The organism is Lyngbya sp. PCC 8106, from assembly GCF_000169095.1.
In the GTDB taxonomy this organism is placed as follows: Bacteria; Cyanobacteriota; Cyanobacteriia; order Cyanobacteriales; family Microcoleaceae; genus Capilliphycus.
This window is the reverse complement of sequence record NZ_AAVU01000061.1, coordinates 18,267-31,933: the sequence shown is the minus strand read 5'-3', so window position 1 is coordinate 31,933 and position 13,667 is coordinate 18,267. Positions and strand designations below refer to the sequence as shown.

10 protein-coding genes are annotated in these 13,667 nt (G+C 42.6%); 4 read left to right on the top strand and 6 right to left on the bottom strand.

What is annotated here, in order from left to right:
- The first annotated feature begins 108 nt into the window (after positions 1-108).
- Positions 109-228, top strand: a complete 120-nt coding sequence (locus L8106_RS31105) for a photosystem II reaction center protein J (protein ID WP_071941454.1) — start codon at positions 109-111, stop codon at positions 226-228.
- A gap of 118 nt (positions 229-346) precedes the next feature.
- Here the strand turns inward: L8106_RS31105 and L8106_RS26665 are convergent, their stop codons facing one another.
- Positions 347-997, bottom strand: coding sequence for a YdcF family protein (locus tag L8106_RS26665; protein ID WP_009787652.1), 651 nt, complete (start codon positions 995-997; stop codon positions 347-349).
- A 249-nt stretch (positions 998-1,246) separates the two neighbouring features.
- Here L8106_RS26665 and L8106_RS26660 point away from each other — a divergent pair, with 249 nt between their 5' ends.
- Positions 1,247-2,227, top strand: a complete 981-nt coding sequence (locus L8106_RS26660; RefSeq protein WP_156803838.1) for a 2-keto-4-pentenoate hydratase — start codon at positions 1,247-1,249, stop codon at positions 2,225-2,227.
- Between the two features lie 212 nt (positions 2,228-2,439).
- Entirely contained in the window at positions 2,440-3,615 is a 1,176-nt protein-coding gene (locus tag L8106_RS26655) for a homocysteine biosynthesis protein (RefSeq protein ID WP_009787648.1), read from the top strand.
- Positions 3,616-3,668: 53 nt separating this feature from the next.
- Here the strand turns inward: L8106_RS26655 and L8106_RS26650 are convergent, their stop codons facing one another.
- Positions 3,669-4,766, bottom strand: a complete 1,098-nt coding sequence (locus L8106_RS26650) for a hypothetical protein (RefSeq protein WP_009787647.1) — start codon at positions 4,764-4,766, stop codon at positions 3,669-3,671.
- 471 nt (positions 4,767-5,237) lie between these two features.
- Here L8106_RS26650 and L8106_RS26645 point away from each other — a divergent pair, with 471 nt between their 5' ends.
- A complete protein-coding gene (locus L8106_RS26645) occupies positions 5,238-6,173 on the top strand; it encodes a M48 family metallopeptidase (RefSeq protein WP_009787646.1) in 936 nt (311 codons plus the stop codon).
- Positions 6,174-6,295: 122 nt separating this feature from the next.
- Here the strand turns inward: L8106_RS26645 and L8106_RS26640 are convergent, their stop codons facing one another.
- The 4 genes from L8106_RS26640 to L8106_RS26625 all read right to left on the bottom strand — a co-directional run bounded on the left by L8106_RS26640 (position 6,296) and on the right by L8106_RS26625 (position 13,486).
- Positions 6,296-7,336, bottom strand: coding sequence for an ABC transporter substrate-binding protein (locus L8106_RS26640; protein ID WP_009787645.1), 1,041 nt, complete (start codon positions 7,334-7,336; stop codon positions 6,296-6,298).
- A 33-nt stretch (positions 7,337-7,369) separates the two neighbouring features.
- Positions 7,370-8,623: an FAD-dependent hydroxylase gene (locus L8106_RS26635; RefSeq protein ID WP_009787644.1), complete on the bottom strand. Its 1,254-nt coding sequence runs from the start codon at positions 8,621-8,623 to the stop codon at positions 7,370-7,372.
- Positions 8,624-8,755: 132 nt separating this feature from the next.
- A complete protein-coding gene (locus tag L8106_RS26630; protein ID WP_009787643.1) occupies positions 8,756-9,118 on the bottom strand; it encodes a rhodanese-like domain-containing protein in 363 nt (120 codons plus the stop codon).
- A 105-nt stretch (positions 9,119-9,223) separates the two neighbouring features.
- Entirely contained in the window at positions 9,224-13,486 is a 4,263-nt protein-coding gene (locus tag L8106_RS26625; RefSeq protein WP_009787642.1) for a hypothetical protein, read from the bottom strand.
- Between the last annotated feature and the right edge of the window lie 181 nt (positions 13,487-13,667).

Here is a 13,667-nt window from a genome sequence, read left to right as displayed (position 1 = left end):
TGTACTGGGTATTTTATTCTCCAGTTACTTCTTTAACTAACTAGAAGGTCATTCTCAATTGAGCTGCTCGTTACGTCAGTCAAGCTTTGAAATAAGAGGTAAAAAACCGTGTTTGGACAAGCCCGAATTCCTTTGTGGTTAGTAGCAACTGTTGCTGGAACTGGTGTTTTAGTGGTTGTTGGTATATTCTTCTATGGTTCTTACGTGGGTGTTGGTTCCGCCATGTAAGATAGAAGCCATCAGGCAACGGATATATAGAACTTTTGCTTGACCAAAGTTTTTATATATCCAATAAAATCCCCCTCGACAACGAGCGGGATTTTTAATATTTTGATGTAAAATTCGTTTAACTCGGTTCCGGTACAGGTGCCGCATCTTGTTCGGCGATCGCCCTGCGTAAAGCATAACGGGGATTGAGATTTTCTCCCGCCCACCCTGTAAACGCCCAGACCACAGCCCGACTGACATCTCGCGCAATCCGAACCTCTGACTCAGAAGGATAACCCTGCGTGGGAATGGGGACAGGGGTAAAGGCAATTCCCTGACTTCCAAATACAATCGAGGCGATCGCCATCGCCCTAGACATATGAAAATCTGAAGTGATCAAATAAACATGAGAAATATCTCGTTTTTTCAAGTCTTCAACCAAAGTTGAAAAATTTGTCACCGTATCAACGGCACGATAATCTAGATGAACTCGCCCTAAGTCTACTCCAGCTTGTTGAAAAATCTCAGTTGCAGTGCGGCGATCCACACCCGATGAAACCCAAACCTCTAAATGGTCATGTTTTTTGGCAAATTCGGCGGTAAATTCTTCTCGATTGGGATTTCCACCCAACATCAGAATAGCTTGAGGTTCAGGGGTTTGTTGAAGTGCTAAGGTAGATCGAACTGAAATCACATTGGCTAAAGTTGTTAAGGCAACACCGACTGATAAGGCAGATGTTACACCTAGACTGGGTAGATTGAAAGACTGAAAGAGTTGTTTAATATTCATATGACTCTTCTTAAACCACTTGCTCTCGTCGAAACAGCTTCTCAGAATTTTGAGAAATTGAGATGAACAAAGAGTGCTAAACTCTTGTTAAATCCTCTCACACCTTTGATGCTGTTGCCTTGAGAATCTTTAAACATTCCTGTTTCTAAGATTAAAATCAAAACTTCAGCAGTGACTTCCCCAATCAAGGGGATAAACCCTCACTCCAATGAGTGAAATGACACTACTTTCATTCATCAGTTGAAACTAATGCTGACTCAAGTTAATAATTTGGGGTTGCGATTCTCAATTGCTACGGTTTGTGCAACTGCTAACATACTCGTTTGTATAAACTGGGCGAACGCCATTTGCTCTCCTCACAAAACCTCGACATCGGATAGCGTGTCGTTCCCCTCAAAACGAGAATGTGATCTCCTCTTCACCGAAATAATTTCCACAGACTCCAGTTTAGCGCAACAATTAGCAAATACCTACCTAAAACGTGAACCTCTTGCTGCGTTAAGTGAGGATATGACGCTAGAACAGGCGATTTCCCTGCAAAAAGAATTTGTTCAAGCCCTCATCTCTCATTTAGGCCCAGTGGTGGGTTACAAAGCTGGACTGACAAGCCCCATTGCCCAACAAAGCTTCAATGTTTCTCATCCCGTGCGGGGTGTTCTCCTCCAACAGATGTTACTCGATAATGGCGCTGTTGTCTCGGCTCAGTTTGGGGCTAGACCTCTATTTGAAGCGGACTTAATGGTTCGAGTCGGTGATGATCGAATTAACGAAGCCACGACATCTCAAGAAGCGCTTGCGGGTTTAGATGCGGTGATTCCTTTTATTGAACTGCCCGATTTAATGTATCAAAGCGATGTTAAGCTGAATGCTGCCGCTTTAGTTGCCGTTAATGTCGGTGCGCGTTTAGGAGTCTTGGGTAAACCTATCCCTCTGGCTGCTACATCAGAATGGGAAAAACGCTTAGGCAATATTCAAGTGATTCTGTTCGATGAAAGTGGACAAGAATTAGCCCAGGGCGAAAGTTCAGCTTTACTCGGACATCCTTTAAAAGCGGTATTATGGCTACGAGATGACCTCAAAGCCGCAGGGATACGCCTTAAACCCGGAGATTTGCTCTCTCTCGGGACGATTACCCCGTTAATGCCTGTTCAAACAAAAACCACCATTCGCGCCCGTTATATTGGCTTAGAAGCCGAAGCCGTCGAAGTTTCTGTCAGTTTTTCAGAGTGAACAAGGAATAGAAAGAAAGCGGGAAAGATCATCCCGTTTGGGGTGTTCTCCTCCAACAGATGTTACTCGATCATGGTGCGGTTGTTTCGGCTCAATTTGGGGCTAGACCTCTATGGTCAAGTTTTGATCAGAGAAATCCTAATTAGAGATATTCTAGATGGATGGGAAACCCAAAAGAGTGGGATTTTTTCAGTTTACAGTTATCAGTAATAATGAGAACGATCGCTGAGATTAATGATAAAATTCGCGCTTCATCTGCGGTGGTGTTAACGGTAGAAGAAGTCAAAGCCCGAGTGATTGAAACCAGTGTGGCTCAAGTAGCTCAAGAGGTTGATGTGATTACCACTGGCACCTTTGAACCCATGGAATCTTCCGGGGCGATTATTAACCTCGGACAGACTGATCCTCCGATTAATATTCGCAACTGTTGGCTCGATGGAGTACAGGCTTACAGTGGGTTTGGGGCTGTAGATTTGTATCTGGGCGCCACTCAAATCGTCGAAAATGGCGATGAATCCGGCGATCGCGGTGGGGGTCACGTCATTGAAGATTTAATCGCTGGAAAGCCTGTTTCGCTGCGTTCAACGGGATTAGTCTCGGACTGTTATCCCCGTAACTCCTTAGAAACAACCATTAGCCGCGATACCATTAATCAGTTTTATTTATTTAACCCTCGCAACCTGTATCAAAATTTTATAGTTGGGGTGAATGGAGGCGATCGCCAACTCTTTACCTATCTCGGGCCGTTACAACCCCGTTTAGGAAATGCCGTCTATTCTAATCCAGGGGCAATGTCGCCGCTTCTCAACGATCCAGACTTAGAAATGATCGGGATTGGTACCCGCATTTTCCTCGGGGGTGGAATTGGTTATATTACCTGGGAAGGCACTCAACACTTCCCGTTACAGAAGCGTCTACCCAACCGTACCCCCATTGGCCCTGCGGCAACCTTAGCGGTAATTGGGGACGCGAAACAGATGAATCCCTACTGGGTACGAGGGTGTTACTTCAAAAACTACGGGCCATCGATAATGATTGGTATGGGGATTCCTTTACCTGTATTGAGCGAAGAAGTGGTTGCTCATTGTGCAGTTCTCGATCAAGATATTGTCGCCCCTGTGGTTGATTTCTCTATTCCTCGGCGAGTTCGTCCGACGTTTGGCTTAGTCAGTTATGCTCAACTCAAAAAAGGTCGAATTACGATTGAGGGTAAACCCGTGCGGACTGCTCCTGTAGCCAGTTTAGCGCGTTCTCGTCAGGTCGCCCAACAACTCAAACAATGGATTGAATTGGGGCAGTTTACCCTCACCGAACCTGTTGCTTCTATTCCGATGGATAGAGCCTTTATCCCCCAAGATGTCTGGGGATCTCAGATCAATCTTGACTAAGAATCGGCTACAGAAGCAAGTGATCGAACCCAAGAGAAAAGGAAACAAGTTAATTAATTGTCTGTCTTGGGTTTGGGCTTAATCGGCTTAGAGATTGGCCCCGAGCGAGTGGAAGTCGAAGTTGCCGTTCTGGGCTTGACGGGAGGACGAGAGGAACGAGAAAAGTTGTCTCGTCTGTCTCCACCACCTCGGTATGATCCTCGACCTTGAAAGGGTTTTCGACCTTTTTTGACGGGAATCAAGCCAATATCGTGACTTTCTTGAATCACCAGATTGTCTTGTTCTAGCTGAACGTGTAAATCCCAGAAATGACCGACCGCTTTGGGACCGGCTAGACCATCTAATTTGAGCTTAAAGAATTTGGGCTTGTCTTGATCGCCTCGAGAGGATTGACGAATCTTGACAATAATGTATTTTTCTTCATCCTGAGACTGGTAAACGACTTCACCCCGAATTGAAAAATAGCCGTGTTCGATCTGCGGTAAGGCATTGGGATCAATTTCAGGAGTTAAGGTTTCTGCCTCAACTGGAACTGCCTCGGGAGTTTCGGGAGATTGATCAGGGGTTTCTATAGAGGGTGAATCGTCTTCATTTTCATTGTCTTTTTTGAGGGTTTCGGGTTCCCAAACCCCCATGATCTGAACGTGTAAGTTATCCTGTTTTTGACGAGTTCGCGGATAAACAACCCATAGATGCTCTTGGTCAAGGTCAATATGTTTTTTAACTAAACTCATCACTCGACCCAGAAGAACCGCATCAATGACAGTTCCATCTGGGGTGAGTAAAATTCCTTGGGTAAATTGATCTTGCGAAGCGGTATATCGACCCCGAACCAAGCCAATTGCCCGATATTGTCGAGGTTCACTCGGGGGGGGGATTGGATGCCAAAGACGACTCGCTCCGTCAAGGATCTGATCCTCGTTTGTAGAGGAATCGTCGTTGGAGACTAAAGTTTCAGATTGAGATTCAATCGTCTGTTCCGAAGATGAATTTTCGGATATTGCAGTCTGATCCGAGGGGGGAAGCTCACTCATTGGCTTTGCACTCATGGGCAGATCTTCGGACATATCAACGGCAGGCTCGCTGGATTGAACCGGATGAGATTGGGAGGAATTAGGCATTTGGGAGGATCGATTCGGAGAAGGACTCATAGAACCTGATAGCAGCACACACACATCCCATTTGGGAGGAATATTAAAATATTCAGTGAATACACAACCCGGTCAGAGACACTGAGTTGAAGTTTGACATTGAACTGTGACCCATCGACGGAGAGGAGACGGTTTAGAACTGTTCTCCGACTCCTATACAGTTTAGGATACGGGGCAGAAAACTCGACAGAACTGTTGCTTGTAAACGATGGTCAGTGGACTAAGTTGAAGTCGCAGGCTACCAATATCAAAGTTTTGTCGATTTGCCTATTTTACTGAATCCATTTGCTGAACGGAGAAATCCGAATGCTTTTGACAAACCTCTACTCAGCAAATACCTTTGATCAATGTTAATTGATAGATATTTTAAGTGATGGGTCTGCTACTATATTAGCTGCAAGGCATAAGTTGCTTTATCCAACTTTAGAGCTGAATATCTGTAGCTGCTGAGATCGCAGGGGTTTAATTTTTATGGTGGACAAACGTCGTGGGTTTATTGGTGTCATATTGGTTCTGTCTCTGATTGCTTTTGTCGGATTCTCTATGGGGCCGATTATTGGGAGTCTACTCGGAGCGAACCGTTCTAACACTCAAACTACGCCCACCCCAGCTCAAACGGCTCAAGCCAAACAAGCAGATTTAGAGGCTCAAGCGCGAGGCTATGAATTGGTTTTGCAGCGAGAACCTGATAATGAAACGGCTCTGCGAGGATTTCTACAAGCTAAATTAGAATTAATCAGCATGGGTCAGGGCGATGTGAAGGATGTTGTCGAGCCTTTGCAAAAACTTTCCCAAATGAATCCGGAGACAAATGAATATAGCATCCTACTCGCTCAATCTCAACAATATACGGGCGATCTCGAAGGTGCAGCCCAAACCTATCGTCAAATTCTCACTCAACAACCCGGACAAATTCAAGCCCTACAAGGTTTAGTCAATTTGCTGCTGACTCAAAAACGCCCGGAAGCTGCTATTGGATTATTACAAGATACAATTAAAGCCGCTCCACAAGCTAATCAAGCTCAACCGGGTACGATTGATGAGACTTCTGTGCAGTTGATTCTTGGCCAAGTCTACGCCGAACAAAAACGCTACGATGAAGCGATCGCGATCTATGATGAAGCGATTCGGAATAATCAAGAAGATTTTCGTCCCGTTCTCGCTAAAGCTATCGTTCTCAAAGATCAAGGGAATCTCGAAGAAGCAGAACCCTTATTTGGAAAAGCTTCAGACTTAGCCCCGGCACCCTATAAAGACCAGATTCAACAAGCCGCAGGTGTTGTGACTCCTCCTGCAACTGAAGACGCTACTTCTGAGACTCCAAGCCAGACTCAGAGTGAATCTCAGAGTGAACCTCAGCCAGAAGCGGTGGAAAATACCGAAGAAGCGCCCGAACCGACTAATTAAAAGACTCAGAAGTTAAAAGTTAAAAGCCATATTTGACACTCCCGGTCGTAAACAACGGGGATTCTTCGTTCTACGACTCGACTTGCTGAGACAGGATTCCTCCTATCACAGTAGAGGATAATTTAGACTGACCACAGGGATAAATCGAGAGAATCGGAGAGGTTCGGGGCGGTTTGAATAATATGATATTGAACTAAACGTTTTGTCATACTTTGCCAACGTTCGGGTGAAATTAAACCCAGAGGTTGGTCTAAACGTTTTCCCGAAGTAATATAGTTTGAAATTAATTTTAAGGATTGAGTTTGATAGTCTAAATTGTTGTATTTACTTTTAGGATTAACATAATTTTCGACAACAATTTTAGCCGCCTGGGGAATATTTTCTAGAGCAATTTTCCAACCTTGAAATGTTGCTTTTAGAAACGCTTGCACCTGTTCTCGTTGAGTCTCTAACAAAGAAGAATGAGCAAAAATTGTCTGAACGTAAGCATCATAACCATAATCACTCAAACGAATAACTATGGGTTCAATTCCAGTTTCGTAAGCAAAGCCTATCGGTTCATCGACGAGATAACATTGGATGGCATCGACTTCTCCGGTTAACAATTTATCGTATTTTTCATCGTAGGAAATATCAATAACTTTAATCTCATCTGAGGAAAGTTGACTGAACCCCATCACTAAGTCCATCACTTTTTGAGTATCCCCATGAATACCCACTGTTCTCCCCACTAAATCATGCAAAGATGTGATATTATTATCAGGCATTGACATCAAACCCAAAGGCGAGGTTTGAAACATGGTAGCAATGGCTTTGATGGGTTTTCCGGCAGCTTGTGCAGCTAAAATTACATCTTGTTCAGCACACCCTAAAATTGTTGGATTTTCGGCAACAACATCTAAGATATCAAGACCAAAATCCCAGGGTTGAATGTTGATTTTTAATCCCTCTTTTTGGTAAAGTTGATAATAATCTGCGAGTAACACACCCGCAAATTGTACATTATATTTCCAGTCTAATTGTAGAGTAAATGAATGTAGAGAAGTTGAATTGAGTATTTCTAAAATCTGAGCAGACTGAGAATATTCTCTAAACCCTCCCAACAGTAAAAATGTACTTAAATAACTTGATTTTTTGAGAAAATCTCGACGACTATGGAACACAATAAAACGATCAAAAGAGTAGAGAACAAAACGTTAATGTTGAGGATGAATTGAGCGACCCAATAACCCCGTCATCAGGCGTAACGCTAAATATCGCAACGGTTTAAGCTTCTGCAAACTCCACAATCCCCACCGACGAATCGTAACTTTTGGCCGCCAATTTCCAGAAAACATTCGATCTAGAAAATCAGTAAATCCTAAGATGACTAAATTTTCAGTTTGACGCCAACCTTCATATCGTTTGAGAACGCGAAGTAGTCCAATATCCTCACCGTTTTGAGCCGCTTGACGGAGGACTTGAGCCAACGCCCCAGCATCGCGAACACCCATATTTAAACCCTGGCCACCGACCGGATGACAACAATGAGCCGCATCACCCACCAAAGCCAGTCGGGGTTGAATATACCGCGCACTTTGCATCAATTGCACCGGGAACACAAAGCGATCGCTTTCCAACTCCAAACGACCCAAAAGCCCGCCTGTGCGATATTCTAGCAACTCTAAAAACGCTTTTTCATCGAGATCTTTCAACGCTTGGGCTTCTGCGTGAGGTGCCGTCCACACCACCTGACAACGGTTTCCCGGTAAAGGTAACACCCCCATCGGGCCACTCGGCCAAAACCGTTCAAAGGCGACATTGTTGTGAGATTTCTCAGCTTTGATAGTCATGGCGATGCAAGACTGCCAATATTTCCAGCCATAAGTCGAAATTCCCACCGCTTGACGCAATGGCGATCGCGAACCATCAGCAGCGATCACCAACTGAGTTCGCAGAGTTTGAGTCTTTCCTTCCGCTTCAACCTCAATTTCGGCAAAATCCGGCTGATAATTGACATTAACCACTTGAGACGGACAAAGCCAAGAGACGTTTTCACAGGAGTCGAGAAAATCGTGCATTGCGGTTAAAATCACCGAATGTTCACCGACATAGCCCAACCCCTCAGTCCCGAGATCTTCAGGTTTAAAGTGAACCACATGGGGATGATCACTGTCGCTGAGACTAATCTGATCAAAAGTGGTAATTTTGGGTAAAATTTCGTCCCAGACCCCAATTCCTTGCAGAATGCGTCCGGTTTGCAGCGTCAGGGCGTAGGCTTGTCGGCGACGAATGGCGATCGCTTTCGGTTGGGGTTCAATCAAAACCACCCTCAGAGGAGAGTTTTTGAGTCCACAGGCGAGAGTCACCCCGACAATACCGCCACCGACAATGGCTAAGTCATAGTCTAGGTTAAGCTCAGACGGCGGTTTAGATTGGGTTTTTGTTTGTGAACGCTGCTCAAGAAGCATAATGAAAGAACTTATTGATCAAAGAGTGAAGAATTTGTACCTATTGTATTGTTACTGAAAATCACAAATTTAGCACGGGAGGGGAGTCGTGAGGTGAGAAGTTCAGGAAAAACTGATCCGGTGTTCTCTCAATTAATACCGAGGAACATCAGGATCAACGAGGATGGAATAAGCATCAATTCCTCCGGCGATATTTTTGACGTTAGTGAATCCCTGACGCATTAACCACTGACACATTTGAGCCGATCGCATTCCATGATGACACATGACCAGGGTTTCCTTTTCGAGATCTAAGCGACTGTGAATTTGCTCAGACCACTGGCTAAATTCGCTCAAGGGTAGGTTGAGAAATCCATCAACCTGTGCCATTTCTACCTCTTGAGGTTCACGAACGTCCACCAGTTGTAGGTTTTTAGCTGACTCCGCTTGTAGACGGTGCGCTAACTCTTCAACTGTAATTTCCGGGATGGATTGATAGGAAAACGACTCGGACATGAGCAGAATCAACCTTTAGTGTAAGTAAACAATGATTGTCAATCTCATCTCAATTGTAGAGAAAAATGCCGCAATTGCAGTTGAGATTGCTTCTTCATTTATATTTTAAAGGTAAATTTTGTTCGCGATTCCTCGAATTTGCAATTCAATCCGGGGCTGTTCACGACTGTAGAACACGATTCCTTTATAGTCTCTCTCTGGACTACTAAAACGAAGTTGATGACCATCAAAAGCATCAATCATCACATTTCCGACTTTAATTCGACTGCGTTTGCGATCAATTGTAACTTGCAACTCCGATAAGGTGTCAGTATCTCGAAGCAATACCCAAAGATTTAATCCCTGTCGAACTCGCTTCACCTCTAGATGAGCAATGTGGAAACTGTAAATTTTAATTTCACTATCAATCAGTTTAATTTTTGTTCCCGGTGGTAATCCCACAATCCCGACATCATCATCAGATACAGCAGAAGTCGGTTTTTCTTCCTCTTTTCCCGGTGTCGGTGTTAAAGTTCCCTGCACCTCTAAACGGGGCGGTTCGGCTGAAATTTCCCCTGGAATTATCACCCAATCATAGGCTTTGCGAGCAATTTCTCGGGCGATTTCTGCGGCTCTTTTCGGTTCAGCAACCTGAGCATAATCTTGTTGTTTTAATTTCGTGGCTATCCATCGTTTACGGGCAAATTGACTCAATTGGGGTTGATCAGAATTGACAAATTTTTCGTAAAATCTGAGCGTGGGAACTAATTCTCCAACTCGTTCTAAAGCGATGCCAATTTCTTCGATAGAAAGATATTTTTGCCACAGAGAATGAGATAATACTTTTTCAATCAGATTAATATATCGACTGCGAAATTCTCGCGCTTGTTCGGCAGTTAAACTCGAACGGGCTAATTGTCGAACGATCTCAAATCTAAACTTAATCGCTTCAGGTTTCGGAGATTTTTCAATCGCAGTGATCGCATCAACCCAACGTTTTGTTCTAATCAAATATTCAACCCAATCTTTCTGTCGATGTTGTTTTTCTAACGCTTTTCCGATGCAGTCAATATACTTCAACCATTGTTGTGTTCCCGGTTTTCCTGCATTTTCCCACTCTTTGACAATTCGTTGATAATCGCCGACTTTTTCTAGGTAAGGAAATCCTTCAGGAAAGCCCAGTAATTCGGCTTCAGCGAGATTATATTCTCGTTTTTTTGTCGCCCCACTTTCGCGCCAACACCGCACCGCCCGTCTGAGATTTTGAGCGCGATAAAAACAATCTCCTGCGAGTTCTAGTAATCCATGATATTTGGCTTCATCTAACCCTTCTAAGATATCACCAAATCGTTGCCAGTTCTCTTTTTTTAAGTTTTTTTCTCGGATTAAATTACGAATTTGACGACTATACTCTTGTATAGTGACTTTCCAGGGTTTAACCAGGCGATTTTCTACAAGTAACCGATTTGTTAAATTGTCTTCTAAAAAGTTAGTAAAGGTTTGAACCGTTTCGAGAGTTTTCGGGGTTTGTGCCATAAATTCTGCCAGAAAACGTTCTAGAGATTGTTGTTCTGGAAATTGTTGATACCAATCCATTAAAGCGTGCCAACAGGTTCCTTCCCAAAAACAACTCCAGGCTTCTTTGTGTTTTCCTCGTTGTAAAAAGAGGATTCCGGCTGCACGAAATTGTTTCTCAAATTTCAACGCCCAAGCTTGACATAAATCTGCTTGTTCTAAGTTGCCTAATTCGCTGTAAAATTGTTGAGCGCGTCGCAGAGAGGTTGCATCTTTTTGGCTGCGTCCATTTTCTGCAAATTCTTTCGCCTGAGACTCTCGATTATCTCGATCTAATCCTCCTAAATTATCACCCCAACGAAATCCACCAATCGCCGTTTCCCAAAGGGTTTGATCTTCAGCTTGTTGTAACCAATTATCTAGGTTATGAGTCTGATCACAAGTAGCATATTGCCATAAGAAATGATCTCCGGCTTCTGTATCAATAACAATCAAGTCAGACATTCCTCGACTCGCCGCTACATAGAGTTTATTAAAAAAGTATTCTAACTCTAACGGATGATCTTCTTGATTGCCTAAATAATCCCAAATTGGACGCTGAAATTCTTGGGAAAATTGTTCGCCAAATTTATATAATATTACTAAGGGAAATTCTAATCCTTTTGCTTGAATTGCACTTAAAACATTTTTAGGCGGATTTTCTTCATTCACTTGCGGAAATAAACTCGCCAGAAATTGATCATTTTTAACATATTGAAGTTCACCTCCTGCTTCACAAGGAACAATAAAAATAGGAGATTTTTTGACATGATATTTCAAAGCCTCTACAGAAAATCCTCGTTGACCAAAAATAAACTTTTGCGGTTCACTAGAGTCGGTGTAAGGTTGCCAAGCGGCTTGGGGTTTTAGTTCCTGAATTTGAAATAAAAGATGTCTCCATAAATGAATTAAATTCGTGACTTTAACAATAGATAAACTAGAACGATAATTGGACTCTAGTTCATAAAAAGTCATGTTCAAATTTAACTGATTACTTGGATCGAGAACTGCAATCACTTGATCGAAAAAAGTAGCTTTGACACTATCCCAACGAAACCCTGTTGGATTTAACGTTTGAAATGGATCACCCGCAAATGCAAAAGGTAAACTGTGAACCGGAGGATATAAATCGCATTGTGAAAAGGCGGATAACTGCATAATTAACCGCAATTCTAACTTAGTAAAATCTTGGGCTTCATCACAGAAAATAGCTGTATATTTAGACTCAAAACAGTGTAAATCTAAAACTTTGCGAATTAGGTCTTGATCATCCCAATATCCTTCTCGGGTTGTGAGTTGATGATACCAAGACCAAACTTGTTTATAAATCGCTTGAAAAATCTCCGGAGAAATGGTTCTTTCTCGTCTCGGAACTTCTTCATAATCTTCTGGAGTCATATACCCTTCTTGTTGACCTGTGAGGGTATATCCTTTGATAAACGTGCGAATAATATGCCAACATAACTCGGGAGAATAACGGCTATATCTACGACTACAATGTTGGCGAAAATCGTAAAAGGAAATATATTTATCAGGATCAAAGTGGATGCTATCTTCAGCCGGAAGTTGATTCAGTAAAAATTGTTGGAAGGACTGAAAACAATCATTAATTAGAGGTTTTTCGTCTTGAAAATTATTGGTTTCTAGAACATATTTATGATGATTGTTTAAAAGTTTTTCAACCGCTTCTTGGGCTTTGGAAAGTAATTTTTCATTATAGGTTAAAAACAAAGGATTAAAAAGATTTTGCTCTTTCTGGGGTTTGTTTTGTAGATAATATTTTTGATAGCGATCGCAATAATCGGCAAATAAATAAACCAACATTGTTGACTTACCACTGCCTGCCCGTCCATTAATAAAAACAGGTAAAGAATGAGTATTATGTTCAGCCGTCGAAAGTTCATGGAGAATTTCTTCTTCTTCCACCGAAAGGGCTAAATTAATCCCCGCTTCTTGTTCAAGTTCTAGCCAAACGTCTCCATCTAAAATCAAATAACCGGGATAAGAACGACGAGTATAGCGAGATAAATTATCAAAAGTGACATTTTGAGAAAACAGAGTTTGGGTATTTTGAGAGGTAAAAACATGAGTGGCTTGACCTACTTCTGCCAGTTCAGTTAATACTGGATCTCGATCAAAAGTTGCCAACAAAAACAACACATTTCGATGGGGAAGATCAACAGTTTTCACTAAACTATACAAAATATAGCGATGTTCACTCGGGTTTCCACAGAGATAAATATTTAACCAGTCAGTCTCATGGCGGCGAATTCCATTATTAAACTGACTATCTCCCACTAAATTTGTAATAATCTCATGGTAAGTTTTCCATTGAAGTTGAATATCTCGCTGTTTAAATTGATTCACCCAAACTTCACTTTCACAGATAATAATATCAGCCGTATTTCTTGCCCAACTCGGACGTTCTAGCCAAAGATGATAGAGTTTATCGGGTAAGGGTTGACGACGGGTAACGAGATGCTGTTCTTCTCGTTGGGCATTTAAACTAACAGCCAACTGTTGAGAATTCACAGCAGGTTCGAGGTGGAGTTGACCGTATTCTTCGGGATTTCTCAGAAACGCTTCGTATTCTTTGCCTCCTCGGGTGAACACTTCCAGTAGACACAACACTTCCCAATTATCGACTCGCCGAATTTTCCCCACCAGTCGCAAATTGCGGACAGGTCGCTTCAAATAAGGATAATTGCGTTCAAACAAAGCTTCTACAGCAGTAATCCCTTGAGTCTTGATTGCGACCAAAAGTTCCGCCACCTGACTTTGAATGCCGTGTTGCCTCGCTTGTTCATCAAACCGAGGGGTGGTGTAAATATACATAAGTGTCCTTTCGCCAATGCCAGTCAATGCCCTATTTAGTCATTGTGCTAGATTAAGTTGACAGTTTTCAAATATCTTTGACCGGTGGGACGGTTCTAATCCCTCTGTTATCAGTGATTGATGCTAGAATGAGAGGGACAAACGTAATAAAAATTAACCATTTTCAGCAAGTTTGTTTACT

Excerpts from the sequence above, each read along its gene's own strand:
- L8106_RS26665 (WP_009787652.1), bottom strand. The coding sequence starts at position 997 with ATGAATATTAAACAACTCTTTCAGTCTTTCAATCTACCCAGTCTAGGT.
- L8106_RS26660 (WP_156803838.1), top strand. The coding sequence starts at position 1,247 with ATGCTGACTCAAGTTAATAATTTGGGGTTGCGATTCTCAATTGCTACG.
- L8106_RS26655 (WP_009787648.1), top strand. The coding sequence starts at position 2,440 with ATGAGAACGATCGCTGAGATTAATGATAAAATTCGCGCTTCATCTGCG.
- L8106_RS26650 (WP_009787647.1), bottom strand. The coding sequence starts at position 4,766 with ATGAGTCCTTCTCCGAATCGATCCTCCCAAATGCCTAATTCCTCCCAA.
- L8106_RS26645 (WP_009787646.1), top strand. The coding sequence starts at position 5,238 with ATGGTGGACAAACGTCGTGGGTTTATTGGTGTCATATTGGTTCTGTCT.
- L8106_RS26635 (WP_009787644.1), bottom strand. The coding sequence starts at position 8,623 with ATGCTTCTTGAGCAGCGTTCACAAACAAAAACCCAATCTAAACCGCCG.
- L8106_RS26630 (WP_009787643.1), bottom strand. The coding sequence starts at position 9,118 with ATGTCCGAGTCGTTTTCCTATCAATCCATCCCGGAAATTACAGTTGAA.
- L8106_RS26625 (WP_009787642.1), bottom strand. The coding sequence starts at position 13,486 with ATGTATATTTACACCACCCCTCGGTTTGATGAACAAGCGAGGCAACAC.